The organism is Actinomadura craniellae, assembly GCF_003289645.1.
In the GTDB taxonomy this organism is placed as follows: Bacteria; Actinomycetota; Actinomycetes; order Streptosporangiales; family Streptosporangiaceae; genus Actinomadura_D; species Actinomadura_D craniellae.
The window spans coordinates 304,259-329,210 of sequence record NZ_QLYX01000006.1; the positions used below are offsets into that span (position 1 = coordinate 304,259).

General features: G+C 71.9%; 23 protein-coding genes. 19 read left to right on the forward strand and 4 right to left on the reverse strand.

The features are described 5' to 3' along the window. Nucleotides 1-128 precede the first annotated feature (128 nt). The 3 genes from DPM19_RS15740 to DPM19_RS15750 form a co-directional block, all read right to left on the reverse strand. On the reverse strand, nucleotides 129-1,256 hold the full coding sequence (locus DPM19_RS15740) for a peptide chain release factor-like protein (protein WP_146778882.1): 1,128 nt from the start codon (nucleotides 1,254-1,256) through the stop codon (nucleotides 129-131). Between the two features lie 268 nt (nucleotides 1,257-1,524). Further along, the gene (locus DPM19_RS15745; RefSeq protein ID WP_111868147.1) at nucleotides 1,525-3,897 is read right to left on the reverse strand and encodes a serine/threonine-protein kinase; all 2,373 of its coding nucleotides are present in this window, start codon (nucleotides 3,895-3,897) and stop codon (nucleotides 1,525-1,527) included. A 60-nt stretch (nucleotides 3,898-3,957) separates the two neighbouring features. Continuing rightward, nucleotides 3,958-4,401, reverse strand: a complete 444-nt coding sequence (locus DPM19_RS15750) for a DUF4282 domain-containing protein (RefSeq protein ID WP_111868150.1) — start codon at nucleotides 4,399-4,401, stop codon at nucleotides 3,958-3,960. A gap of 455 nt (nucleotides 4,402-4,856) precedes the next feature. Here DPM19_RS15750 and DPM19_RS15755 point away from each other — a divergent pair, with 455 nt between their 5' ends. From DPM19_RS15755 to DPM19_RS15840, 18 genes are all read left to right on the forward strand, one after another. Then, on the forward strand, nucleotides 4,857-5,837 hold the full coding sequence (locus DPM19_RS15755; RefSeq protein ID WP_146778883.1) for a hypothetical protein: 981 nt from the start codon (nucleotides 4,857-4,859) through the stop codon (nucleotides 5,835-5,837). Between the two features lie 35 nt (nucleotides 5,838-5,872). Then, nucleotides 5,873-6,589, forward strand: coding sequence for a Flp pilus assembly protein CpaB (gene cpaB, locus DPM19_RS15760; protein ID WP_111868154.1), 717 nt, complete (start codon nucleotides 5,873-5,875; stop codon nucleotides 6,587-6,589). Beyond that, nucleotides 6,586-7,785 (forward strand): AAA family ATPase, encoded by a 1,200-nt coding sequence (locus DPM19_RS15765; RefSeq protein ID WP_111868157.1) that lies wholly within the window; start codon nucleotides 6,586-6,588, stop codon nucleotides 7,783-7,785. Before cpaB ends, DPM19_RS15765 begins: the two co-directional genes overlap by 4 nt. A 19-nt stretch (nucleotides 7,786-7,804) precedes the next feature. Continuing rightward, nucleotides 7,805-8,191: a TadE/TadG family type IV pilus assembly protein gene (locus DPM19_RS15770; protein ID WP_146778884.1), complete on the forward strand. Its 387-nt coding sequence runs from the start codon at nucleotides 7,805-7,807 to the stop codon at nucleotides 8,189-8,191. Beyond that, nucleotides 8,188-8,553: a TadE/TadG family type IV pilus assembly protein gene (locus tag DPM19_RS15775; RefSeq protein ID WP_111868163.1), complete on the forward strand. Its 366-nt coding sequence runs from the start codon at nucleotides 8,188-8,190 to the stop codon at nucleotides 8,551-8,553. Before DPM19_RS15770 ends, DPM19_RS15775 begins: the two co-directional genes overlap by 4 nt. 1 nt (nucleotide 8,554) lies before the next feature. Further along, on the forward strand, nucleotides 8,555-9,868 hold the full coding sequence (locus DPM19_RS15780) for a CpaF family protein (protein WP_111868166.1): 1,314 nt from the start codon (nucleotides 8,555-8,557) through the stop codon (nucleotides 9,866-9,868). Beyond that, nucleotides 9,865-10,791 (forward strand): type II secretion system F family protein, encoded by a 927-nt coding sequence (locus tag DPM19_RS15785; protein WP_111868168.1) that lies wholly within the window; start codon nucleotides 9,865-9,867, stop codon nucleotides 10,789-10,791. Before DPM19_RS15780 ends, DPM19_RS15785 begins: the two co-directional genes overlap by 4 nt. After that, nucleotides 10,791-11,684, forward strand: coding sequence for a type II secretion system F family protein (locus tag DPM19_RS15790; RefSeq protein ID WP_111868171.1), 894 nt, complete (start codon nucleotides 10,791-10,793; stop codon nucleotides 11,682-11,684). The genes DPM19_RS15785 and DPM19_RS15790 overlap by 1 nt, the downstream gene beginning before the upstream one ends. Further along, nucleotides 11,668-12,861, forward strand: a complete 1,194-nt coding sequence (locus DPM19_RS15795; RefSeq protein ID WP_111868173.1) for a sensor histidine kinase — start codon at nucleotides 11,668-11,670, stop codon at nucleotides 12,859-12,861. The genes DPM19_RS15790 and DPM19_RS15795 overlap by 17 nt, the downstream gene beginning before the upstream one ends. Next, nucleotides 12,858-13,511, forward strand: a complete 654-nt coding sequence (locus DPM19_RS15800) for a response regulator (RefSeq protein ID WP_111868175.1) — start codon at nucleotides 12,858-12,860, stop codon at nucleotides 13,509-13,511. The genes DPM19_RS15795 and DPM19_RS15800 overlap by 4 nt, the downstream gene beginning before the upstream one ends. 108 nt (nucleotides 13,512-13,619) lie before the next feature. Further along, nucleotides 13,620-13,817 carry a hypothetical protein gene (locus tag DPM19_RS15805; RefSeq protein ID WP_111868178.1) on the forward strand — a complete coding sequence of 66 codons (198 nt, stop codon included), beginning with the start codon at nucleotides 13,620-13,622 and terminating at the stop codon, nucleotides 13,815-13,817. A gap of 156 nt (nucleotides 13,818-13,973) precedes the next feature. Beyond that, nucleotides 13,974-15,545 (forward strand): OmpA family protein, encoded by a 1,572-nt coding sequence (locus DPM19_RS15810; protein WP_111868181.1) that lies wholly within the window; start codon nucleotides 13,974-13,976, stop codon nucleotides 15,543-15,545. A 13-nt stretch (nucleotides 15,546-15,558) separates the two neighbouring features. Continuing rightward, a complete protein-coding gene (locus DPM19_RS15815; protein WP_111868184.1) occupies nucleotides 15,559-17,322 on the forward strand; it encodes a hypothetical protein in 1,764 nt (587 codons plus the stop codon). A 69-nt stretch (nucleotides 17,323-17,391) separates the two neighbouring features. Next, a complete protein-coding gene (locus DPM19_RS15820; protein ID WP_111868186.1) occupies nucleotides 17,392-19,608 on the forward strand; it encodes a fused MFS/spermidine synthase in 2,217 nt (738 codons plus the stop codon). A gap of 108 nt (nucleotides 19,609-19,716) precedes the next feature. Continuing rightward, entirely contained in the window at nucleotides 19,717-20,676 is a 960-nt protein-coding gene (locus DPM19_RS15825; protein ID WP_146778885.1) for a hypothetical protein, read from the forward strand. Nucleotides 20,677-20,706: 30 nt separating this feature from the next. Then, nucleotides 20,707-21,162 (forward strand): hypothetical protein, encoded by a 456-nt coding sequence (locus DPM19_RS15830; RefSeq protein ID WP_146778886.1) that lies wholly within the window; start codon nucleotides 20,707-20,709, stop codon nucleotides 21,160-21,162. Nucleotides 21,163-21,199: 37 nt separating this feature from the next. Further along, nucleotides 21,200-21,901 (forward strand): hypothetical protein, encoded by a 702-nt coding sequence (locus DPM19_RS15835; protein ID WP_111868193.1) that lies wholly within the window; start codon nucleotides 21,200-21,202, stop codon nucleotides 21,899-21,901. Between the two features lie 90 nt (nucleotides 21,902-21,991). Next, a complete protein-coding gene (locus DPM19_RS15840) occupies nucleotides 21,992-22,882 on the forward strand; it encodes a hypothetical protein (protein ID WP_111868196.1) in 891 nt (296 codons plus the stop codon). Between the two features lie 17 nt (nucleotides 22,883-22,899). Here the strand turns inward: DPM19_RS15840 and DPM19_RS15845 are convergent, their stop codons facing one another. Continuing rightward, nucleotides 22,900-24,114 carry a C40 family peptidase gene (locus DPM19_RS15845; RefSeq protein ID WP_233510196.1) on the reverse strand — a complete coding sequence of 405 codons (1,215 nt, stop codon included), beginning with the start codon at nucleotides 24,112-24,114 and terminating at the stop codon, nucleotides 22,900-22,902. 67 nt (nucleotides 24,115-24,181) lie between these two features. Between DPM19_RS15845 and DPM19_RS15850 the strand changes: the two genes are divergently transcribed. After that, nucleotides 24,182-24,856 (forward strand): hypothetical protein, encoded by a 675-nt coding sequence (locus DPM19_RS15850; protein ID WP_158566801.1) that lies wholly within the window; start codon nucleotides 24,182-24,184, stop codon nucleotides 24,854-24,856. Nucleotides 24,857-24,952: the final 96 nt, after the last annotated feature.

Sequence of the window (24,952 nt, forward strand, 5' to 3'; positions counted from 1 at the left end):
ACCGCTCCTCAGTCCAGACGGCGCGGGCGCCGCTCCCTTCCCGCCTCGCTGCGCATCGGCGTTGAAGGGGCCGCCGTGTTCGGTTCCGAGTGTTGGATCGTTTTTTCGGGGGGTGGGGTTCGGGTGGATCATCGGTCGTGTTCTCGGTGGCGTTCCTGCTGTTTGGTCTGGGGCCTAGTCTGCCGTGCCTGCGGGGTCACCGGGAGTTCCCGGACGCCGGGGTCGATCTGCCAGGTGACCTCGGAGTGGACGCCGGCCGCCGCCAGGCGTTCGCGGGCGGCCTCGAAGGCGTCGCACCACTCGCGTTCGCGTTCCGCGTCGAGCCGGCGGTCGTCCTCGTCGCGGGCCGGCCGGGTGCGGAGCACGGAGGCGCGCAGGGTGGCGGTGGCGGTGGGGGACTCCGCGTCCTCGACGCGCATCCGGACGCCGTGGTCGGCCCAGCCGCCGTGGGTGAGCACCACCTCGCCGTCCTGGGCGGTGACCGTCTCGAAACCGGTGTCGACCTGGTAGCCCATCTCCTCGAAGGCGGTGGTGATCGTGTCCAGGACGTACCGGCGTTCGGCTTCGGCCTGCGCCTTCGCCTCCCGCTCGGCCGCCTCCAGCCGGGCGGCCTCACGGCGGCGGGCCGTCTCGCGGTTGGCGGCCTGGACGCGCAGCCGGACCTCGGTGAGCAGCCCCTCGGCCTCCCCGGCAGTCGTCGCGGCCGACAGCCGGGCGGCGGCCTCGGTCACGGGGGGCAGGTCGGTGGGGGCGGTGTCGGGGGAGAGGCGAGACAGGATGCGTGCCAGTTCGGCGGTCCGGTGCTCGTCCGGGGGTGGGGACGCCGCGGGGGACACGGTCGCCTGAGTGGCGGGCGGTGCGGTGAAGATGCTCGCCGCCAGGTCCGCGGCCATCCGGGCGGAGATCCGGCGTTCGGCCCCGGCCAGTGCGGTGTCGGTCGCGGCGCACCAGCGGGTGAGTTCCTCGACCGGCCGGCCGGCGGGATCCAGCGGGTCGGGGAGCGGTTCTCCAGCGGCCGACTCGGCCAGCGCGGCAATCCGGGCATTGCGGTCGATCACCTCGCGCACGGCCTCGTAGTGCCGTTCGGCCTCGGCCAGCGCGGCGGACCGCTCCTCGCCCCTGGCCGCCGCCAGCGCCGCCAGCGCGCCGGCCCCGCTCGCGGCCAGGCCGGCGGCGCCGCCCAGGACCCGGTTCATTCCCAGGCTGAGCACCACCGCGGCGTCCAGCGCGAGTTCGGTCTCCACCCCACTGCTCACTCTGTTCCCTGTCTGCTTGGCGCTCGTTCCTCGTGCTTGTCGCCCTGTTGGTTTGGCTCGCTTCGCTCGCTTGTCGCGGCGCCCTTGGCGCGCCGTCTTCCCTCGTCGTGGTGAAGATCGCTCGTTCCTCACGATCTTCACCGCTCCTCAGTCCAGACGGCGCGGGCGCCGCTCCCTGTTGGTTTGGCTCGCTTCGCTCGCGGGTCGCGGCGCCTTTGGCGCGCCGTCTTCCTTCGTCGTGGTGAAGATCGCTCGTTCCTCACGATCTTCACCGCTCCTCAGTCCAGACGGCGCGGGCGCCGCTCCCGGCTTCGGGATCTCCCAGGGCTTCTCGCCTGGCTCGGTCGTGGGTCTGGCGCCAGTGGTGGTGGCGGATTCCTGCGCCGATCGCGTGGGCTGTGGGGGCGGCGATGAGGATCAGTATCCAGAGGGGGCCGGCCAAGGGGGTGAGGGCGGTGAGCAGGAGGAGGACGACGAGCAGTGGGATGACGGCGGCCAGGAGGAGGAAGCCGCAGCCGCGGCGGCCTTGCCGGGCCGTGCCGGAGAGGGCCTGGGAGGCGCCGCCGAGGCCGCGGCCGCCCGCTCCCAGCAGCTTCGCCAGCCAGGGCCAGGGGCCCTTGGGGAGGTAGTCGGCGCCTTGCCTGCGGGCGAGGGCGACTTCGGCGCCGCACTGGACCAGCCAGGCGAGTACCGCGAGGGCCAGCAGCAGGCCCAGGGCGGGGCCGGAGCCGCGTTGCAGCCCGCCGACCGCCTGGGTGCCCGGGTCGCCGTCGGCGAGGAACAGGGCGTCGACCAGCAGGCCGCCCAGCAGCCAGCAGGCCAGGATCGGCAGTGACAGCAGGATCGCGCGGCGGGTGGCGGCGGCGCCGCCGGCCAGCCGGTGGCGTTCGCGGTCGTCCCAGTGCCGCCGCAGTTCGGCGGCGCGCAGGCCGGCCGCGGTGCGCTCCCGGCCGCGGGCCTCGACCTCCAGTACGGCCTCGGGGGCCGCGCGGACGACCACGAGCAGCCGGAGCGGGTCGGTGCCGGCGGCGTTTGCCAGGCCGTCGAACCAGGGGACCGGTTCGGGCACGGCCGCCTGGGCCCGGGTCGCGGCCCCGGCCAGAGCCCGGGCGGTCTCGTCGGGCCGGGCGGCGAGGGCCAGCAGGGTGAGCAGGACGGTCGGGGGGTCGTCGCGCCCGGGGACGCCGGCCTCCGGCAGCCGGTCGGCGACCTGGGGCGGCACCCGGCCGTGCAGCCGGGCGGTGAGGTCCCGCCAGGCCGCCGCCCGGCCCCGCCAGGCGGCGTCCGCCTCGGCGCCGCCGGCCGGGTCGAGTACGGGCAGCAGCCGGTGCTCCCAGAGCGCCCGGCCGGCGAGGCAGGCCCGCCGGTGGTCGGGGTGCCGGGAGTCGGCCGCCAGCGCGGCGAGGCCGGGCAGGTCGGCGGGGGACGCCGGCAGGCCCAGGTAGTGCGGGGGGAGTGTCGGATCGAGCCAGCGCACCAGGTGCAGCAGCTTCACGTCCGGTGGAAGCGGCGCGGTGAGGTGGGAGTCGACGAGTTCGATCCGGCCGTCGTCGTCGGGCAGGGCGGCCAGCCAGTCGCGCAGCGTGCGCCAGGCCTCCCCGTCGGGCCGGGCGAAGAAGTAGCGGGCGGCGTCCTCCCACCGCTCGACCAGAGCCCGGGCCAGTTCCGCGCGGTCGTCGTACCGGTGCCCGGCGAACGGCAGGCCGGGGCCCGCGGGGGCGGGCCGGGTGGGTGCCGCCACCGCGGGGGATTCGCCGTCCAGCCAGCCCGTCACCTCGGCGGCGCCCCAGCGAAGGCGGGGGTCGCGGGTCAGCAGCCCGGCACAGAGCAGCCGCAGCCGCGGGTCGGGGATGTCGGAACTGTCCACGCCCCGGGTGGCGAGCTGGTCCACCACGACGGTCTCGCTGAGCCCGTGGAACGGCGGGCGCCCGGTCGCCAGCTCGCGGACGATCATGCCCAGCGACCACCAGTCGCGGGCGGGTGACACCTGGCCGGACAGCGACTCCGGTGCGGCGTAGGCGAGCGTGCGGGACGAGGAGGCGAACACCACGCTCTGGTCGATCACCTTGCTCAGCCCGAAGTCGGTGATCGCCAGCCGGACGGGGGCCGCGGCCGTCACCAGGACGTTCTCGGGCTTGAGGTCGCGGTGCACGATGCCGGCGTGGTGCAGGGCCGCGAGCCCGTCCGCCAACTGGGCGACCAGCGCGGCGATCTCGTCGGGCCCGAGCGGGCCGGCCATCAGCTCCCGCAGGTTGCCCGCGGGGGCGTATTCGATGATCTCGTAGTCGCGGTCTCCGGCGTGCCCGGTCTCCAGGATCCGCACCACGTGCGGGGAGTCCAGCTCGGGCAGCTTCGCCCAGACGTCGCGGTCGGCCCGGTAGCCGCGCCGGTAGACCTTGACCACGGCCTCGGTGCCGTCCGTCCGGTCGCGTACCAGCAGCAGGTCGGACTCGGCCCCCTGCACCGGGATCTCCCCGGCGACTTGAAAACGGCGGTCGAGCGGTTCGGGCAGCCGGATGAGCGGGGTGGCCGGCGGAGCACCATCGCGCCGGGTGGTGGCCGGGTCGGGGACGTCCGGGTCGCGGTGCGTCACCCCGGGGTCCCGCCGAGTCCAGTGCGGGGACTCCTCGTACTCGCCCACTGCCCAGCTCCGTCTGTCTGCCGCCCACGCGAGCTTAACGCGCCGGGCCCGGCCGGACGCTCAGATCTTGTCCTTGATGACCCGCAGATGCTCGACACCCTTGAACCGGACGACGACCGCCTCCATGAGGATCCGCACCATCAGCACTTCGAACAGCCAGACCAGCGGCGACGAGACCGCCATCATCACCCCCCAGGCCCACCCGTTGTCCCAGGTGGCGATCCACAGCCCCAGGGCGAGGAAGGCGAGGCACTGCAGGCTGATCAGCAGGAGCGCCACGACGTACCACAGCTTGATCAGCTTGGCGGTGACCAGGTGGTTGAAGTTGACGTCGAGCAGGGCCCCCAGCACCCCCTTCTGCGCGGGGAGCGGCGCACCGCCGCGTTCGCCCGTGGCACCGGGCCGCGGGCCGGGCACCGGGCCGCCCTGCCGCGGCTGCTGCCCGTACGGGCCCACGGGGCCCGGCGGGCGGTACTGCGGACCGGAATCGTGCGGGTTCGTCATCACGGCCTCCGGGACGGGAAGGGGCGGGCGGTCCGACTCTAGAACGGTTCAGGCCGCGGCAGGTGCGACTCGCCGCCGCTGCGCCCATGGCCGATGCCCCGATAATGGGTCATTCTTGAATAATCGCACCTCAGGGGATATGTCGTTCAGTGGTGTGGGAGCGTGGGACGGCGGCCGTGGTTCCGCCCGTCGGTTCAACGGAACCGTTCGGTGAGCTTTTGTTCACTGGACTGACATCATTTCGGTCGGCAAACCCGGCAACCTGCGGGAAGTTGACCGTTCAATGTCGTGTACCCCTGGTCAGGATGGAACCAACCTGGTTGAGTCTCCGTCGTAGCACTAGTTATGGTCTCCATGCTCCGAATAGCCGATTTGTCATTGTGGTAATAGACGCCCAACCCCCCGGCGTCCGATGAAAGGCGTGCGGTGAAGCCTCTGACCTGCATGGATCGTTCATGACAGCGGTCATGCTCCTGGGCGACATCCCCAGTACGGACGTCATCCGCGAAGCGAAGGCCGAACGGGTCCACGTGACCCCGGCGTTCAACGGCGAGAACGTTCCACACTTCCTTGACCTGGCCGCGCGCGGCCTGCGGGACCGCGAGGCCGTGGTGGTCCTCTACCCGACCTGGCGGCCCGAGGCGGCCACCCGGCTGATCAGGTTCGCCCGCGGCATACTGCGCACCGACCGGATCGCCGCGGTACCGCTCGCCCTGCCCCCGCTCGCCCTCTCCCTGGTGGCCGACCAGCTTGCGTTCATGGCTCCGCACGTGGCGCCCGGCGTGCTGGTCAGCGTGGCGCACCGGCTGGCCGCGGGCGTCTTCGCGGGTGCCTGGGTGAACAGCGTCACCAAGCTCGAACACGTCCAGGCGGGCATCGGCGAACACGTTTCGTCCTACCTGACCCGCACGGGGTTCATGGTGTCGGCGGTCCCCTGGCCGAACATCCACCGGATCACCTCGGCGCACCCCGTGGCGCCGATCCAGTTCCGGCCGCTCGATCCGGTCATCGTGCTCGCCACCCAGCAGGACGGCGACGCCGACTGGCTGCAAAGCCGCTTCCAGCCGGCGATCGGCGCGGTGTCGATGACCTTCACCGCTCACCAGCCGCTCAGCTCGGCGTACTGGGGCACCAGGAAGTACGCCGAATTCGTGGCCTTCAGCGGCCACCAGCAGGCGCTGCAGAACGTCATCAAGGACACTCAGTGCCGCCGGTGCTCCTGGTGCTCGGAGCCCACCGCACTGTCGATCTGCCCGTTCTGCTTCATGGCACAGCCCCAGCCGTCCGTCGCACCCACGCGACAGCAACCGGCGGCCCAGGCCGCCGCGCCGCGTTCCGCTCCGCCCGCGGACGGGTCCTTCGGACCCGCGCCGCCCCAGGGTGACACGGGGCCGCCGTCGGCCGGCGTCGCGTCCCCCGCGCACACCTCCCACTAGTTCCGCGCCAGCTCCCCAGAAGGAACGACATACACATGAACCCCCGCCAGCGCCGCGGAGTCCTGCTGATGATCCTGGCAGGGCTCGGGGCCATCGTAGTCTTCGTCATGGTCCTCGGGTACGTCGGCAACGTCCGCGCCGAGGCCCAGGCCGAGGTGGGTGAATACACCCGGGTCCTCCAGCTCCAGTCCAGGGTGGAGGCGTACCAGCCGATCAACGCGGCCTCGGTCAGAGAAGTGCAGATCCCCAAGCGGTGGACCACCGACGCGTTCGTCCGCAGCGTGGCCGAGTTGCAGGGCAAGGTGGCCTCGGGGCCGCTGCCTCCCGGCGCGTACCTCCAGCACGGCATGGTGATCGAGGCACCGATCCTCAAACCGGGGCAGCGCGAGATCGCGATCATGATCGACGCCGAGACGGGCGTGGCCGGAAAGGTCATGCCGGGCTCCATCGTCGACGTCTACTCCACCTTCGACGCGGTTCCTAACAGCCGCAACGCCGCCTGCGCGGTCCGCATCCTCAGCCGGGTGCAGGTCATCGACGTGGGACAGCAGCGGGCGTCCGGGGACGGAAAGCAACCCGGCACCAGCGGCCAGGTGGTCCCGGTGACGTTCGCCCTGGACGCCGGCCAGGTCCTCGACCTCACCTACGCCGAGTCGTTCTCCCGCAAGCTGCGCCTGGCGCTGGTCGGCGGCACCGCCGACCTCCGGACGCCGCCGTCCCAGCAGTGCCGAGTCCCCACGGCGACCCGATGAGCATCAAGGTACTGATCGGAACCGGCGACCAGGAGATCGCCGGAGCGCTGCGCGCCTCCCTCGCCGAACTCGCCGACTTCGAGGTCATCGGCGTCGAGCGGACCTCCGCCGACGTGCTCGCGATCGTCACCTCGGAGAACGATCTCGACGTCGTGCTGATCGACGAGGAGATCGGTCCCCAGCCGGCCCCCGACCTCGCCCGCGACATCGCCATGCGCCGGCCGCACGGCGCGGTGGTGCTGCTGTCGGGCAGGGTGGACGAGGAGGCCCTGACCCGGGCGCTGGAAGCGGGCGCGCGGGGGGTGGTGGCGCGCCGGCCGAGCCTGGAGGAACTGCAGAGCCGGATCACCGCCGCCGCGGAGTGGTCGCGCGGGATGCGCCGCTGGATCGGCAGCGGCCCCGCCGAACCGCTGGGCGGCCGGCGTGGCAAGGTGATCGCCTTCGCCGGCGCCAAGGGCGGTACCGGCGCCACCACGCTGGCGGTGCAGATGGCGCTGGCGGCCTCGACCGCGCGCCGGACCGTGTGCCTGGTCGACATGGACCTGCAGTCCGGTGACATCCCCAGCTACCTGGACATGGTGCATCGCCGCAGCATCGTCGACCTGGCCGGGGTGGCGCACGAGATCACCGGCCCGATGCTGGCCGACGCGCTCTTCGTCCACCAGGACGGCCCGCACGTGCTGCTCGCCCCGGCCGAGGGCGAGCGGGCCGAGGACGTGAGCTCGATCGCGACCCGGCAGATCCTGGGCGCGCTGCGGTCGCGGTACGACGTGGTGATCGTCGACTGCGGGTCGTTCATGACGGAGGGTTCGGTGTCGGCCATCGAGATCGCCGACCGGGTCGTGCTCACCGTGACCCCCGACCTGCCGTGCCTGCGCGCCGCCAAGCGGATGGTGCACCTGTGGGGTCGCCTGCAGATCCGTAAGGACGACGAGATCACCCCGGTGCTCACCAAGCTCAACCGGAGCAGCGAGATCCAGCCCGACTTCGCCGCCCGGATCCTGGGGCTGACGCCGGCGAAGGCCACCATCCCCCCGTCCTTCAAGGCCCTGGAGCGGGCGATCAACAACGGGACCCTGTCCAAAGTCGACGACGACAAGTTCCGCAAGGCCGTGATCCAGCTCGGAACGGAGCTCGGAGCCGTGTCTCCCACCGGTGACGGCAGCTCGATCCAGACCAAGGCCGAGGCTCGATAGGGGTGTCATGAGAAACGCGATGCGACGACGTACTCGGTCGCCCGCCGACGCGGGCATGATCGAGTTCACCGGGATGCTGCCCGCGATCCTGCTCGCCTTCATCGTGGTCTGGGAGGCGTTCCTGATCGGCATGTCCATGACCTACGCCGGTCACGCGGCCAACGAGGGCGCCCGGACGGCCGCCGTGAACGGCGACGACCAGGCGATCAAGCGTGAGGCGCTGCGCCGGGTCTCCGGCGCGTGGGCCGACGAGCGCAACGTGGAGGTCCTGCACCCGAACGGGCGCAACCACCCCGACTACGGATACGTCCGGGTGACCATCAGGCCGCCGCTGCTGTTCCCCGGCGTCCTGCTGCCCATGGAGGTCAGCGCGCGGTCGAGGGTCGTCTACGAGGGGGCGGAATGAGACGCAGGAGCGACCGGGGCGCCGCCGCCGTCGAGTTCATGGGCATGATCGGGTTCTTCATCCTGATGATCATGGCTTGTTTCGTGGCCTACGCGGCGTTCGGCGCGGTGGAGGGCGTGGAGAACGCCACCCGCACCGGCGCCCGGGTCGCCTCCACCTCGCCCCCGGGAGAGCGCGTCTACCGGGGTACCCAGGCCGCCAGCGCTGCCCTGCCGTCCTGGCTGAACAGCCACCAGATCAACGTGCAGCAGGTCGACGACGACACCGTGCGGTGCCAGATCAGCGCCCGGGTGCCGGTGCTGGTCCGCGGGATCGACCTCGACATCCGTATCACCCGACGCGTAGAGATGCCGGTGAGCTGACATGGGAATCAAGAACCGCCTGGAGAACGGCGCCCAGGAGGAACAGCACACCGGAAACACCAGCGTCGCCCACTGGCGCAAGCGGCTGCTGGAGGAGATCAACCTCGACGACCTGGCCCGGCTGGACATGGCCCAGCGCCGGGCCCGCCTGGAGAAGGTGGTCGGGCACATCCTGACCCGCGAGGGCCCGGTGCTGTCCACCCGGGAGCGCAGCATCCTGATCCGGCGGATCGTCGACGAGGCGCTCGGCCTGGGCGTGCTCGAACCGTTGCTCGCCGACCCCAACGTCACCGAGATCATGGTCAACGGCCCCGACCACGTCTACATCGAGCGCTCGGGCCGGCTCTCCCGCATCGACCTGGGCTTCGCCAGCGAGGCGCAGCTCTACCAGACCATCGACCGGATCGTCGCCCAGGTCAACCGCCGGGTGGACGAGTCGAGCCCGATGGTGGACGCCCGGTTGCCCACCGGCGAGCGGGTCAACGTCATCGTGCCGCCGCTCTCCCTGGACGGCCCGGTCCTGACGATCCGGCGCTTCCCGCGGGCCTTCCGGATGGACGAGCTGGTCTCGCTGAACGCGCTGGACGAGCCCACCGCGCTGCTGCTCGGGGCGCTCGTCCGGGCCCGGATGAACATCGTCATCACCGGCGGTACCGGTACCGGGAAGACGACCTTCCTGAACGCGCTGTCGGGGTTCGTCTCCGCCCAGGAGCGGATCATCACCATCGAGGACTCGGCCGAGCTGCAGCTCCAGCAGGAGCACGTGATCAAGCTGGAGTCGCGGCCTCCCAACATCGAGGGCGAGGGCGCCATCACCATCCGCGACCTGGTCCGCAACGCGCTCCGGATGCGCCCCGACCGGGTGATCGTCGGTGAGGTCCGCGGGCCGGAGACCCTCGACATGCTCCAGGCGATGAACACCGGTCACGACGGCTCCATGGTGACGGTGCACGCCAACTCCGCCGAGGACTCGATCTACCGGCTGGAAACGCTGGCCTCGATGAGCGAGGTCAAAATCCCCTACGAGGCGATCCGTGACCAGATCAACAACGCGGTCGACGCGATCGTGTTCCTCGACCGCGGTGCGGACGGCTCCCGCCGGGTGGCGGAGGTGGCGGTCATCTCCTCGGGCCGCCGGGAGTCGATCCGGATGACCACCATCACCCGGTTCGAACCCGAGCCGATCGGCCTCGACCGGGTGGTCCGTGGCCGGTTCGTCCACCAGCCGCTGCCCCGGGACCTGGTCACCCGCCTGATGCTCGCCGGCGAGGCGGTCCCCGGCACGTTCAGCGTGAGCGACGAGGAGGTGCGGTGAACTACGCGACCATTGCGTTCCTGCTGCTGGCGGTGCTGACGCTGGCCGTGTGGGGTGCCTGGGAGTACGGGCGCGGCCTCGACCTCCAGCGCGAGCTGGTGGTCCGGGGCGCGCGGGGCTTCCAGGAACGCCGGATGGCGACCCAGCTCGACCGGTGGGACGCGCGGCTGCGGCGCACCACCCTGGGCCGGCAGATCAACCGCCGGATCGCCGCGTCCGGGCTGCGGATCCGGCTCTCGGCCTTCGTCGGGCTGCTGTGCGGCGTGGGCCTGCTGATCGTGCTGCTGCTCGGCCAGATCCTGTCGCTGTTCCTCGGTGTGGCGGCCGCGATCGGAGTCGGAGCGATCTTCTTCGCCTACCTGACCCGGCAGGAGGACCGCCGGCGGGAGGAGTTCATCGCCCAGCTCCCCGAGCTGGCCCGGGTGCTGTCGAACGCGGCTTCGGCCGGGTTGGCGGTCCGCACCGCGCTGGAGATGGCCGCGGAGGAACTCGACGACCCCGCCCGCTCGGAGCTGACCCGGACCGCCGAGGCGCTGCGGCTCGGCCAGCCGTTCGACGACGCGATGAACGACCTGCGCGAGCGGCTGCCCTCCCGCGAGCTGGCGGTGCTGGTCAGCACGCTGGTGGTGTCGTCCCGAGCAGGCGGTTCGCTGATCACGGCGCTGCGCAACATCTCCGCGACGCTGGAGCAGCGCAAGGAGACCCGCCGTGAGGTCAAGACGATCCTGGGCCAGTCGCTGGTCGCCGGCTACGCGGTGTTCGGCATGGGCATCTGCACGGTCCTGATCATGGCCGTGATCAATCCCGGGGTGCTGGAGCGGATGTCGGGCTCGCTGTTCGGCCAGCTGATCCTGCTGGGCTCCGGCCTGCTGTTCGCCGCGGCCCTGGTCCTGGTCCGCCGGATGTCGAGGATTGATGTCTGATGTTCCCTCTTGCGATCTCCGCCGGCGCGGCCCTGTGCGTGCTCCTCTTCGTCTGGGGCTACCACCTGCGGTCCTCCGGCCAGCAGGTGCCCGAGAGCTTCGCGATGCTGACGAAGAAGTCCAAGGTCAAGCAGTTCGGGCCGCTGGGCGAGATCATCAACCCGCTGGGTGCGCCGTTCGGCCCCGCCCTGGTGCGCTCGATGACACCGGCGATGCGGGGCCGGATCCGGCGCCGCATCGAACGCGCCGGTCGGCCCTACGGGCTGGACCTCGACGGCTACGCCCGCAACAAGATGGGCAGCGTCGTCCTGTTCGGCTCGGTGGGCGTGTTCGTGCTGCTGTCGGGCCAGACGCTGTTCGGCGGGCTGCTGCTCATCGTCAGCCTGGTGCAGACCGACGTGGTGCTGTGGAACCTCTCCCAGGAGCGGCAGCAGGCCATCGAGAAGGGGCTGCCCGACTTCCTCGACGTGCTGGCGGTGACCGTGTCGGCGGGCCTGAGCTTCCGGCACGCACTGGCCCGGGTGGCCGAGAGCATGCCCGGCGCGCTCTCGCAGGAGATGATGACGGCGCTGCGGCAGATGGAGGTGGGCACCTCCCTGCGCGAGGCGTTCGAGGAACTGCGCAGCCGCAACAACAGCGAGGCACTGGCCAGCTTCGTCACGGCGATCCTGCAGGCCGAGGAACTCGGCGCACCGCTCACCAACGCGCTCAACGACATCAGCGTCGACATGCGCCGGGAGGCGTCGCAGCGGGCCCGGCGCAGTGCCCAGCGGGCCGACCCGCAGATCACCATGATCGTGACCTTTCTCATGGTTCCGGCGATGATGGCGCTGATCCTCGGGATGCTCTTCTACGGAACCGGGGCCGGGGGGTTCGGTGGCGCATTCGGGTAAGCCGCTGGGCCTGGCGTCCGGTGTTCGGATCGCCGCCACGTTCCGCCTGCTCATGCAGGTGCGCGTCCTCATCGCCGCGGTGACCGTGCTGCTGGTGCCCGAGGAGCGGCGGCTGGGTTCCATCTTCGTGGTGGCCTGCATCGGCGCGCTGTCCGCGCTGGCCCTGTTCGGCTGGCAGGAGATCGTCCCGCGGATGCTGGAGTACCCGGTGCTCCTGGCGCTGGACGCGCTGATCGCCTACGCGGTGCTGGAGATCGGCGGCGTGCTGGGGCCGTTCTTCTTCTTCACGGTGGTCACCTCCGCCGTGGCGGGCCTGCTGTTCCGCTGGTCCGGGATGATGCTCATCTGCGTGCTGCAGGTGCTGCTGTACTACGCCGCTGCCACCCACGGGGACGGCTGGACGGTCGGTTTCCAGACCGCGCTCGGCATGCCGCTCTGCTACTTCATCGCGGGGTTCGTGGGGACGGCGCTGCGCGGGCTGTTCGACGAGGCCGCCGAGGCCGACCGGGCCCGGCAGCGGGCCGAGGTGACCGCGGCCGCCGCGGAGGAGCGGGCCCGGCTGGCCCGGGAGATGCACGACTCGCTGGCCAAGACGCTGCGCGGCATCTCGATGAGCGCCGCCGCGCTGCCCATCTGGATCGGCAAGGCGCCCGAGCGCGCGGCCGAGGAGGCCGCCAAGCTCGCCTCGGCCGCCGAGATCGCCTCCCGGGAGGCCCGCGAGCTGATCACGGAGTTGCGTGAGGACTCCGTGCAGCAGCCGCTGGCGAACACGGTGCGGCAGATCGCGGCCGCCTGGTCGGAGGACATCGGGGTAGCCGCCGAGGTGTCGGCGGAACCGGGCGTCGACCTGCCGCTGCGCGAGCGCCACGAGGTGGTGGCGATCCTCAAGGAGGCGCTGGAGAACGTGAAGAGGCATGCCGAGGCGACGGCCGTCCGGGTGGAACTGGCCGTGCGCGAGGGCGCGATCGTGATGGACGTCCGCGACGACGGCCGGGGCTTCGCGGCGCCGGACGGCGACATGGACGGGCTCGCCAGGGCCGGTCACTACGGGGTGATCGGGATGCGGGAACGGGCGGCCCACGTGGGGGCCTCCCTGGACGTGGAGTCGGAACCGGGCCGGGGCACCTCGATCAGGGTGACGGTGCCCGCCCGGCAGAGAGCGCTGGAGGTCGCATGAGCCGGGTCAGGGTCATCGTCGCGGACGACAATCCGGTGGTCCGCTCCGGGCTCGTCGCGCTGCTGGAGGCCACCGGGGAGGCCGACGTCGTCGCCGAGGCGGGCGACGGCCGGCGCGCCATCGAACTGACCGAGCAGCACCGGCCCGACCTGGTGCTGCTCGACGTGCGGATGCCGCTGCTGGACGGGGTCACCGCGGTCACCACGCTGAGCCGGCTCACCACGGTGCTGATGCTCACCTACACCGACGACCCGGACGTGATCCGGGCCGCGATCCGGGGCGGGGCGAGCGGCTACCTCGTGCACGGCACCTTCACCGTGGAGGAGCTCGCCCGTGCGGTGCGCGATGCCGCCGGCGGGCATGGCAACCCGCTCTCGCCGGCGGCGGTGTCCGCGCTGATGGAGGCCGTCAAGCAGCCCGCCGAGCGGGCCGCGCCGCCGGAGCGCGACCGGTTCGGGCTGTCCGACCGGGAGGCCCAGGTAATGGACCTCATGGCGGCGGGCCGGGCCAATCGGGATATCGCGGCCGAGCTCTTTTTGAGCGAGAAAACCGTGAAGAACCACATCAACCGCATCTACGCCAAGCTCGCGGTGGACAATCGAGCGGCGGCGATCGCCCGGTGGCTGGGCACCGCTATGGAGACCCGTTGATGGGTCTGCTGGTTGGGCCCAGGTTGGGCCCGCGGGCCCTATGGCGGGCGGCGCGGTCTCCGTATCTTTATTTCCATCAGGGAGAACTGATCCCCGGAGGGAATAGAAATGCTCGAACTGCGCGACCGTATGATGGTCTCCAAGACTCGCGGCGACCGGGGAGAGGGCGCCGTTTCCTACATCGCGGTCATCATCCTGATCGCCGCCATCCTCGGCGCCATCTCGGTGTCGGGTATCGGCACCAAGATCGCGAACGGCATCGGGACCGCCATCGACAAGGTCACGAGCGCCACCCCCAAGAGCTAATCTGCGCCTCCCCGAAAAGGGGATGCGTTGCGCGGTGGAATTCCGTGCGAGAAGGAGGACCGGGATCCCGGTCCTCCTTCTCGACGTTTCCTGCGAAGTGGGATTTTCGATCGCAGATGTTCAGGCCGGCCATTCCTCCTGGAAGAAGGTGTTGAGATGGGCACTCGTCGACGGATGCGCGGGACCGCGTTCAGGGCAGGGGCTGCCGTAGGCGCCGTCCTGCTCCTGGCGGGGGCCTGCAGCGGCGGAGACGACGGGCCCGGCAAGACACCGGGCTCCTCGGGCGCGGCGCGGCCGCCGGTCTCCCAGGGCGGCGGGGTTATCCAGTCGCGCTTCCTGTCGGTCGGCACCGGCGTCCGGGTGGACCTCCTCGCCCTCGACCGGGTGTCGCCCAAGGTGGTCGTCGGCCGCTGGCGGGTGGTCAGCACCCTGGACGCCCCCTACGCGATGGAGGGGGCGCTCGACCCCACGTGGCCGAAGTCCCCGCCGGAGGCCGGTGCGCAGGTCGACGAGAACTCCGTGGGCGGGATCTCGCTGCTGGACGGCAAGAACGCGCAGCGCCACTACCCCCTGAACGGCACCGACGACAGGTGCCTGTGCTCCCGGGACAATCCCACGGCGCCGACGGTTCCGGCGAAGGGCACGCTGGACCTGGTGGCCGCCTTCCCCGCACCGCCCGCCGATGTGCCCCGGCTGGACGTCATGTTCCCGACGGCTCCCCCCTTCCTCGACATCCCGGTGACCGACCGCCCCGACCAGAAAATGATCAACGTCGGCGGGGCCGAGATCGACGTGACCACGGCGCCCACCGCGCCGCCCCGGGTGCTGAAGGTCGTCGCGGCGGCGGACGACGCCACCGGGTCCGAGGACGACGGCGGCGGGGACCTGAGCGTCCGGCTGTCGACCGACGTGCTGTTCGCGGTGAACAAGGCCGACCTGACCCCGAAGGCGCAGGACGCGCTCAGGAAGGTCGCCCAGAAGATCGACCAGTCGACCGGGACCACCGTCAAGATCGAGGGCCATGCGGACAACACCGGCACGGACGCGATCAACAACCCGCTCTCGCAGCGGCGCGCGGAGAGCGTGAAGGCAGCCCTCGAACGCCTGGTCACCCGGAGCGGGGTGACGTACCAGACCAGCGGCCACGGCTCCACCCAGCCGATCGCGTCCAACGACAACGAGGAGGGCCGGCGGGTGAACCGCCGGGTGACGGTCACCTTCACCCGGCCGCGGCCCCCGGCCGCCGCGCCGCCCGCCTCCGCCGCCCCGAGCACCCCGGCCGGCGGCGGGTGGCCCGTGCTGGCCACCGCCCCCGCCGGCCCCGGGCCGTTCGTCGTCTCGTCGGTCTGGCCCAAGAAGGCCGAGGTCCGGATCAACGAGCTGCGCCGCGACTCCAACGGGTACGTCTCGCTGGTCTGGACGCTCCGCAACGACGACGACAAGCCGCTGCCCGCCGAGCGGGCGATGACCGACTGGAGCGGCCTGTACCTGGAGTACAGCACCAGCGCCGCGGCGCTGTCGGCTGACGGGCGGCGCTACCGGGTGGCCCGGGACGGCCACAAGGTGGCCCTGGGCCCGAACCTGACCATCACGCCCGTCCGCGACTTCACCGTGGACAAGGGCGAGGAGTACACGCTGTGGGCGATGTTCAAGGTGCCCGCGGACGTGCAGGCGGTCACGGTCGAGATCCCGGGCTTCCGCGCCATCCAGAACCTGCCCGTCCGTTAGGGCGCGAGCGGCGATGACGACTTCGGGGACCGAACGGGCGGGGGAGCGGGGCGCCCTCGTCCCGGCCCGGCCGCCCGCCGCGGCACCGGCCTCTCCGGGCCGGTCGCGGCAGGTGGCGTACTGGCTGGCCGCGGGCTGGGCGGCCCAGGTGGCGGTGCGGCTCTGGCTGGCCAAGGACCAGGCGGCGCCGCACTTCTACCCGGACGAGGTGGGCTACCTGATGGGCGCGCGGCTGCTGGCCGGCGGCCCGGGCGCCGACCTGTCGGGGATGACGTTCTACCAGGGCGGCTACTCGCTGCTCCTGACCCCGGCGTTCTGGCTGAGCGACGACCCCGCGGTCGTCTACGGCCTGGTGGTCAAGATCGGCGCGCTGGTCGGCTCGCTGGGTTTCCTGCTCGGCTACGCGCTGCTGGTGCGCTGCGGGGTGCAGCGGGTGCACGCGGGCCCGCTCGCCTGGGCGGCGGCCCTGGTGCCGTTCGCCGTCGTCTACAACCAGGGGGCGCTGGCCGACGCCGTGCTCCCCGTCCTGGTGCTGGGCTGGCTGCTGGCGCTCGATGCCCTGCTGCGCCGGCACAGCGTGCCGATGGGCGTGCTCGCGGGAGCGGCCGCGGCGCACGCCTACACCGCTCATGCCCGGGGCGCGGTGCTCGTGGTCGTGCACCTGGCCGTGGTGGGCGGCTACCTCCTGCGGGGACGGCACCGCAGGGTCGCGGCGATCGCGCTGGCGGCGGCGCTGGCCGCCGCGGCTGCCGCGGTGGGGTTCAACGCCTGGATGTCCGCCAGGCTCTACCCGGGCGGCTCCCACGATCTCAACACCGTCTTCTGGGACAGGATGACCAGCCTGGACGGCCAGCTGCGGGCCGTGTCGGGCGCGGTCGGCCAGCTCTGGGCGATCATCGGGGGCACCTGGGGGCTGGGCGGGGTGGGGCTGGTCGCGCTCGTGGTCGTCCTGGTCCGCCGGAGCGCGCCGGGGGTCGACCGGGTGCTGGCGGGCGCGTTCCTGGCCGTGGTCGCGGGCATGGGGTACGCCTCGGCGGCGGCGCTGCCCGACGAGCTGCGGGTCGGCAACTTCGCGTACGGGCGCTACCTGGCGCCGGTGGCGCTGACCTGCCTGCTGCTGGGGGTGGCGGCGCTGGCGCGCGGCCGCCGGACGGTGCCGCTCGCGGTGGCGGCGGCGGCCGTCTTCGTCGGCTCCGCGCTCTGGGTGTGGCTGTACGCGGGGGACCTGCTCCGCCGGTACCTCTACATCCCGCACGACTTCGCCGAGATCGGGCTGATCGGGGCGAGCTGGACGAAACTCAACATCGCCCCTGCCTGCCTGACCGGTTGCGTGCTGTTGGCGGTGCTCGTGGCGGCACGCCGCATCGGGTTCCAGGCGCTGTTCGCCGTGCTCCTCCTGGTCAACCTGTCCGCATCGCTCGTGATCACGATGGTGCACTGGCGGCCGCGGGCGCAGCCGGTGCCCGAGATCCCCGGAGCGCCCGGCGGGCGGGTCGCCGCCGACCGGTACTTCTACGAGGAACGGGACGACGGCCAACCCCAGCTGATCTCCGCGCGGCTCGCCTACCGGGTCTGGTGGACCGAACTCGAATGGTTCGACCCCGAGCAGGGACCGCCGCCCGGGGTCTGCACGGTGGTGGTGAAGTGGCCGGTCGGTGGTTTCGCGGCCGACTCCTGGCCCGCCCACCCGCCCGGCTGGCAGTACCGGCGAGCCCAGTCGTTCGGCGTGTTCTGGGTGGTCTGGCACGCGCCCGCCTGCTCGCCCTCCGGCGGATGAGCGCACGGTGCGACCCGATCCCGCCCCGGCCGCCGCGGTGGCCGCCCCCTTGAGGTGAAGGAGCAGGCGATGAGTGTGACCGGCGAGGCCGTACCGGGCGAGGACACCGCCCCCGCCCCGCCGTCCCGCGGCCGCCCCGCCCTGGCCGGTGTCGGCCTGTTCACGGCGGCCACGCTGGTCAGCGCCGCGCTGCTGTTCGCGGTGCAGCCGATGGCCGCCAAGATGCTGCTGCCGGTGTACGGCGGGTCGCCGATGGTGTGGAACACCTCGGTGCTGTTCTTCCAGTCGGCGCTGCTGGCCGGGTACGCGTACGCGCACTGGTCGCAGCGGCTGGGGGCGCGCCGGCAGCCCGTGGTCCACATCGCGCTGCTCTGCCTGCCGCTGCTCGCGCTGCCGATCGCGCTGCCGGGCTGGGCGGAGGCGCCGGAGTCGGCCCCGACCGCGCTGTGGCTGCTGCTGGTGCTGGCGGTGATGGTGGGCGCCCCGTTCGCGGTGCTGTCCACCACCGGACCGCTCGTGCAGCGCTGGTACTCCTGGTCGGGGCTGCCCCGGGCGGACGACCCGTACTTCCTGTACGCGGCGAGCAACGGCGGCAGCCTCGTGGCGCTGCTCGCCTACCCGTTCCTCATCGAACCCCTGACGGACGTCCCGGCGCAGGCGACCGGATGGACGGTCGGGTACGCAGTGTTCGCCGTGCTCATGATCGTCTGCGCGCTGGTGGTGCGGCGGCGCGGCCGGACCGGGCCGGAACCGGCCGGCGAGCCCGCCGCGGTCGCGGCCGAGGCACGGCCGGTGGACCGGTGGCGCCGGCTGCGCTGGCTGGGCCTGGCCTTCCTGCCCTCGTCGCTGATGCTCGGGGTCACCACGCACATCTCCACCGACATCGCGCCGGTGCCGCTGATGTGGGTGGTGCCGCTGGCGCTCTACCTGGTGACGTTCATCGTGGCGTTCGGGGTACGGTCGCTGCCCGGGCTGCCCGTTCTGGTGACCGCCGCGGCGACCTGCGCGGCGGTGCTGCCCGTTCTCTTCACCACGGTGGGCGGCAGGCTGCCGGCCTACGCGGTGCTGCTGGACCTGGGCCTGCTGGTGGTCGCGGGCCTGGCCTGCCACGGGCTGCTGGCGGCCGACCGGCCCGAACCCCGCCGGCTGACCGAGTTCTTCCTGATCGTCTCGCTGGGCGGCGCGCTGGGCGGAGCCTTCAACGGGCTGCTGGCGCCGGTGGTGTTCGACTGGGTGGTGGAACTGCCGCTGGTGGTCGCCGCGCTCGCGCTGCTGCCGTTCGCCGTACCGCGGGCCCCCCGGCGCGGAACCTGGGCGACCGTCGTCCTGTTGGCCGGGCCGCTGCTCGTCGTGCTGCTGTGGTACGTGGTCGGTGGCCTGTGGGCGGTGGTCGCGGGGATCGCCGTCGGGGTGGTGTGCTGCGTCCTGCTGACCCGCACCCCGGGGCCGTTCCTTCTGCTCGTCGCGGTCAGCGTCACGCTGCTGTTCGCCGTCCAGCAGCAGGCGGGCGAGCTGCGCGAGCGGACGTTCTTCGGGTCCTACCAGATATCCGAGCGGGACGGCCGGCGGACGCTGGCCCACGGCACCACGGTGCACGGCTTCCAACTGCTCGATCCGGCGCAGCGCCGGACGCCGACGTCCTACTACGCGCGCAGCGGGCCGCTGGGCGAGGTCTTCGGAGCCTACGGCGGGACGGACCGGGTGGCCGCGGTCGGGCTGGGAGCGGGGACCGTCGCGGCGTACGGCCGGGCCGGGCAGCGGATGGACTTCTACGAGATCGACCCGGTGGTGGTGCGCCTCGCCCGCGAGCGCTTCACCTTCCTGCGGGACTCCCCGGCCGAGGTGCGCACCGTCGTCGGCGACGGCCGGCTGCGGCTGGCGGAGGTGCCTGACGGGACGTACGGGCTGATCGTCCTGGACGCGTTCAGCTCCGACGCCGTCCCGGCGCACCTGCTCACCCGCGAGGCGATCGGCCTGTACGAGCGCAAGCTGCGGCCCGGCGGGGTGCTGGCCTTCCACGTGAGCAACCGCCACCTGAACCTGGAGCGGATGCTCGGTGCCACCGCCCGGACCGCGGGGATGGTCGCCCTGGCCGGCCGGAGCCCGGACGCGCCCGACGCCGTCGGTACCTCGTCGCACTGGGTGGCGCTGGCCCGCACCGAGAACGGGCTCGGCCCGCTGCGCGGCGGCCGGCTGGACTGGCGGCCGATCCCACCGGGCGGCCCGGTCTGGACCGACGCGCACTCCTCCCTGTTCGGCGTCCTGCGCGTGGCCCACCCCGGCTGACACCGGTTCGGGGACACGACCCGGCCAGGAGCGCGGTTCGTGGATCCAGCACGGAAACCGATGCGTCGTAACCCGTAAGGACTCGTCGTCGGCCGAGCGGGGGCACCGGTGCGTTGTCGTGGTGAGCGTGGTGAGGGCGCGGTCGGCTACATCGTGGTGGTCGTGCTGATCGGTGCGGTGTTGGCGGGGTCGGTCGTGGTGGGGGTGCCGCAGAAGATCGCGGGTGGGGTGGAGTCGGGGATCTGCCGGGTCACCGACGAGAACTGCGATCCCGCGGCGGGTGCGTCTCCCTCGCCGGGTGCGTCCTTACCGGGTGCTCCTTCGCCTGGGGTGTCGCCCCCCACCGAGGGGTTACCGGCCGACGATCCGGTGCTGGTGGCCTACAACAACGCGGTGAACGAGGCGAACGCGGCCGACCTCGAGTTACGGAACGCCGAGGGTGAGTGGGGCGGGGCCAAGGACGAGCTGATCGGTCTGCTCAAGGACCTGATCGGGTTGGAGGCCCTGGAGAACTGCCTGGGGGAGGGCGACATCGTCGCCTGCCTGGAGTTGGTGGCCACCGCCGTGCCATGGGGCAAGTTCTTCAAACTCCTCAAGACCCTCCCCAAGGCCATCAAGCTGGCCACCCGCCTCAAGAACATCTGGGACCGGGTCTCGGCCGCCCGCAAACGCCGCGACGACGCCCAGGACGCCCTGCGCCGCGCCCGGGAAGCCCTCGACCGCAAGAAGCGGGAGGCGTGCCCGGTTCCCGCGGCATCCCGCACGGGGTCGTACCGGATCGTTCCGGTGGCGGCCGTGGCCGTTCCGATCGCGCTCGCCGGCCCCAAGGACCCCATCACCCTGGGTAAGAACTACACCGCGCGTGCGGACGTGTTCAACACAGGAGGCCAGGCGTCCTTCGAAATCCATGTCTATTACAAGGGGCGCGAGGTGGGTGTCCGCGGCCCGAACGGCTGGATCATGAAGCACGGTTTCAAGGAGCCGCCGGTACTGCCTCCGGAAATCGAAGACAACCTGAACAGCAGGGTCAACAACCTGCGCCAGAGAATCGGCCTCGACCCCTGCTGAACCAGCAGATATCGCCTGTTCGGAGAGATGATGGAATACGTTGTGGTCGACTGGGACGACGATATCTCCGGGTTCTACTGCGATCCGACGCGCTATCTCGAAGCGCTGCCCGAACTGCGGAGCGAGCTGCCGGAGGGCGCCTTCGCCTTCGCGTCCGACCCCGCGCACTACGCTATTTCCGGCACCCGGTGCGTGAAGAACCTGGAGATCGGCTCCCTGGCCTTCTCCGGGTCGGGGCGGACGGATCTGGAGATCCGGTTCGCGCCCAACGAGTGGACGCACGACGCCGGCCTGGAGATCCGCTACGACGACGTCGAGTCGGTCGAGATGCGAAGCTCCTGGATCACCACGGCGAGCCCGCCCGGGCTGGGCGGCGTGCTGCTGGACGAGGTGCGCCCGCACGCCCACGGCTGCGTCCACGACATCGCTCTCACCAACGGTTCGATCACCGTGGTCTGCGCCGACCTGAAAGCCCGCTGGGAGTGACGGCGATGGTGGTGGACCTCGTGACCGGGAGGCTCTCGTGGCCGGCCTGATCGGTGTCGTCGCGGGAGCCGTCCTGCTGCTGTCCCAACTGGCCGTCCTGCGGATGCTGTCACTGGACGACGCGCACCTGGCCGAAGCGGTCATCCGCGCCTGCCTGCTCTCGGCGGTGGTCGGGGTGTGGGCCTCGGCCGATCCGCGTGACCGGCGGCCGGGAGGCGTCTCGGCGGCCATGCTGCTGGCCGCCGCGGTCACCGCGGCGGTCATGACCCTGCTCGTGCTGAGGTCGGCCGGCGACCTGCCTGCGGCGGCCGTCGCCGGGGGACTGTGCGCGGTGCCGCTCGGCGCGGTCGTCGGCGCGCTACCGCACTGCCACCGGCGCTGCTCCGGGCTCGCCCCGGCGGTGGGGGTCACGCTGGCCGGAGAGCAGATCGTGGCGACGGTCCTCCCGGACCCGCTCTGGCCGGCGGCGGTGGTCGGTGCCGCCGCCGTGGCGGCCGGCGCCGCGCTGTCCCGGCGGGGACGGGTGCTGGTCATGGCCGCACCGCTGCTCGCCGTGCTCCTGGCCGAGGGGCTTCACCTGGTGGCGGGCGGTTCCGTCGACCCGGGCCGGCTGGGCTGGCTCACCGCGGGCTGCGTCGCCGGCGGGGCGCTGGTCGCCGCATGGGGACGGGCTCGGCGGCGCAAACCGGCCCTCTCGTTCGCAGGCGGCACCGCAACCGTCCAGTGCACCAGAGAATGAGGTCACTGTCGTGGGACCCAGGACCCAATTGCGGGCCCAAAGCAGGCACATGCCGCGGTCCGGGCCGGGCCCGGGGTTAGGGTGCGAGCCATGAAGCGCAGGACGGTCGCCACCGGAATCGCCGTACTCGCCCTCGCGACGGCCGCGTGCCAGGGGGATGACGGGAAGCCCGCCGCCGGCCGTTCCGGCTTACCGGCCGCGTCCCAGGGCGGCACCGTCTCGCTCCCCCCGGTGACCCTGCCCGCCCGGCCGGCGGCGCTGGCCGACCTGGTGGCCCGCCAGGTGCGGGCGGCCGGGACACTGCGCGCCGAGGTGGTCAACACGCTGCCGGACGGCGGGTCGGTGCAGCAGCACCTCACCGCCCAGGTCCGGACGAACACCCCCACCCCGACCGTGCTGGTCAAGGTGGTCGACTCGGCGGGCACCCGGCCCGAGACCACGCACGCGGTGGTGCTCGGCGGGGTGTTCTACGTGCGGACCGAGGGGGAGGAGCAGGAGCCGGGCAAGCCGTGGGCGCGGCTGTCCCGCCGGGACATCGACGCGTTCAAGGCGCGGGTGGGCGACGCCCCCGAGGCCGGCCAGGTCGTCGGGCTGCTGGAGACCATGTACGGCCAGGCCGACCGGGCGCTGCGCGAGGTGACCGCCGACACCGGGCTGAACCTCGTCCGGCACGGCGCGTTCCGGGGCGCACCCGCGGCCGAGGACCTGACCGGAACCCGGGTCACCCGGTTCGAGGGCACCACCCGGACCGCGGCCGTGGCCCGCCTCGACCGGAGCTTCGCGGAGATGGACAGGGCGGGGCTCCGGCAGATCGCCTGGACGCTCTGGGTGGACGCCTCGGGCCTGCCGCGCAAGTACACGGTCACCCTGGCCACCGCCCAGGGCCGCCGGGTGACCAGCGTCGCGACCTACTCCGGCTGGGGCGGCCCGGTGGCGATCCAGGCGCCGCCGCCCGCCCAGGTCGCCACCCTCACCGGCTGACCGGCGGCCCGCGCCGCTCACTCCTCGGGGCACTTGTTGGTGGCGTGCGCCAGCGGCCGGGTGAAGCCCACCATGTTGGAACGGGCGTAGGAGGACACCCGGATGGGGCCGCAGGCGGTGCAGGCCGCCTCGATCATCAGCTTGCGCTCGGGGTCGACCACCAGCCCGACGTGGCCGGGCCGGCCGCTGGCCGTGCCGGGGCCCGAGTTGAAGAAGACCAGGTCACCGGGCTTCTCCGGGCCGGTCACCCGGACCCCGTAGGGCCACTGGGTGAACGTGGTGCGCGGGATGGAGATCCCGGCCTCCAGGTAGGAGGCGTAGATCAGCCCGGAGCAGTCGTAGCCGCCCTCGGCCTCGGACTCGCCACCCCAGACATACGCCTTGCCGATCTTGTTTCGGGCGTTCTGGATGATCCTCTTGACGATCTCGCACGGGTTGCCGGGGATGACCCCGTCCCAGCCGACGCCGCCGAAGTACTCCGTGGGCGGCAGCCCGTTGTACTCGGTCGAGTCCTCTTTGGCGACCAGCCGGATCTTGAAGAGGTTCATGAGCCGGCCACGGGAGACCAACGCGCCACCGGGCCGCCACACCGTCACCCCCCCGCAGTGCAGGGCGATGGGATGGCGGTTGCCGCTCGGGTCCGGCGGGCTGTACTCGACGACGCATTCGGGGAGTTGGAGTTGCGCGATGGCGCTGCCGCCGCCCCGGCTGCGCGGGACGCCCAGCTCACCGGTGTTGTCGGTGCACAGCTTGTCCATGCGCCGCAGCCGCAGGTCCTCGGCCTCCTGGGCGGTGAGCTTGTCGCGGTCCTTGATCTGGCAGTCCTTGGTGGCCACCGTGGCCTTCATGGTGTAACCCAGGCGGCCGGTCACGTTGACGTCGCCGATGAGTCTCGAGCCGTTGCGGTCGGCGTACTGGCGCGCGGCGGCGGTGTGCGCCGCGCCGGCGGTGTCGATGTCGGTGACGGCCTCCCACAGCCCCAGGCCATTGGGATCGTTGCCGTTCTGGGCGAGCAGGATCGCCTTGTCGCGCAGCGGGGTGAGTGCGCCGATCGCGGCGGCGTCCGCGGCGGTCTGCCCGCGGGTCCGCATGTCGTTGGCCTGCGCCAACGGCACGATCATGACGGTCAGGGCCAGCGCGCAGACCGTGCCCATCAACAGGAGGAGTTGTGTCGAGCCCTCGTCGCGCCGGGACGTGCCCCATCGTCCACGAGCCAGCATCAAGACGTCCACCGCCGCCAGTCCGTAGTTATCCGACCGTAGAGACCCTAGGGAGCAAGGGGGTTCGGGCATAGGGTCCGTGGACCTAATTTCGGTGCTGGGCCCGGTTTTTGGGTCCGGTTTTGGGCCTGTGGACCCATCTCGGACGCCACGTGTTCACATACCGTCAAGAGTGTTTTTCTCGATTGCCCTCCGCGCCCTCGCGGCGCTGATCCTCCTGCTCCCGCTGGCGTCCTGTGACTGGAAGAGCGTCACGCTGGAGCGGAAGATCTGGTCGAGTGATCCGAAGCCGGCGGGATTCGCCGAGCATCGCGGCGACGATTACCGGGTGGCGTACCCGGCCGGCTGGACGCTCCGGTCCGGGTTCGATCGGCTGGGCCACGAATATGTGGAAATCAACGGCCCGGCGACCCCGGAGGGGGCTTTCAGCGGCCGAGCGCGCGTTGTGCGGTGGGCTTCTTATCCGTACCAGTTCGAGGACCGGCTCGTCGAATACCGGCGCCAGGCCGATCGCGCCGACCGCACCATCAAAAAGGATGAATCGCTGGTGCTCGACCGCGCCCGGCGAGGGCACCGATTCGAGTACACGGCCAAGGTGAAGACCGTCAGGGGCCGGACCGTGCGGGTGCGGGCCACCGACACGCTGGCGCTCACCGAGGACGGTGTACTGCTGGAATTCTCGGTCACCGCGGCCGACGGGGCGGCCGCGGCCGCACGGGTAGCAGAGGTCGTGGGATCGTTCAGAATCCACTGATCGAAATCTGCGGAAACGTCCGGTTAACATTCACGTATATGTCAGATAATTGACTCGGTAGACCTATTCCCCCAGTTGGGAATTCGTAGATGATCG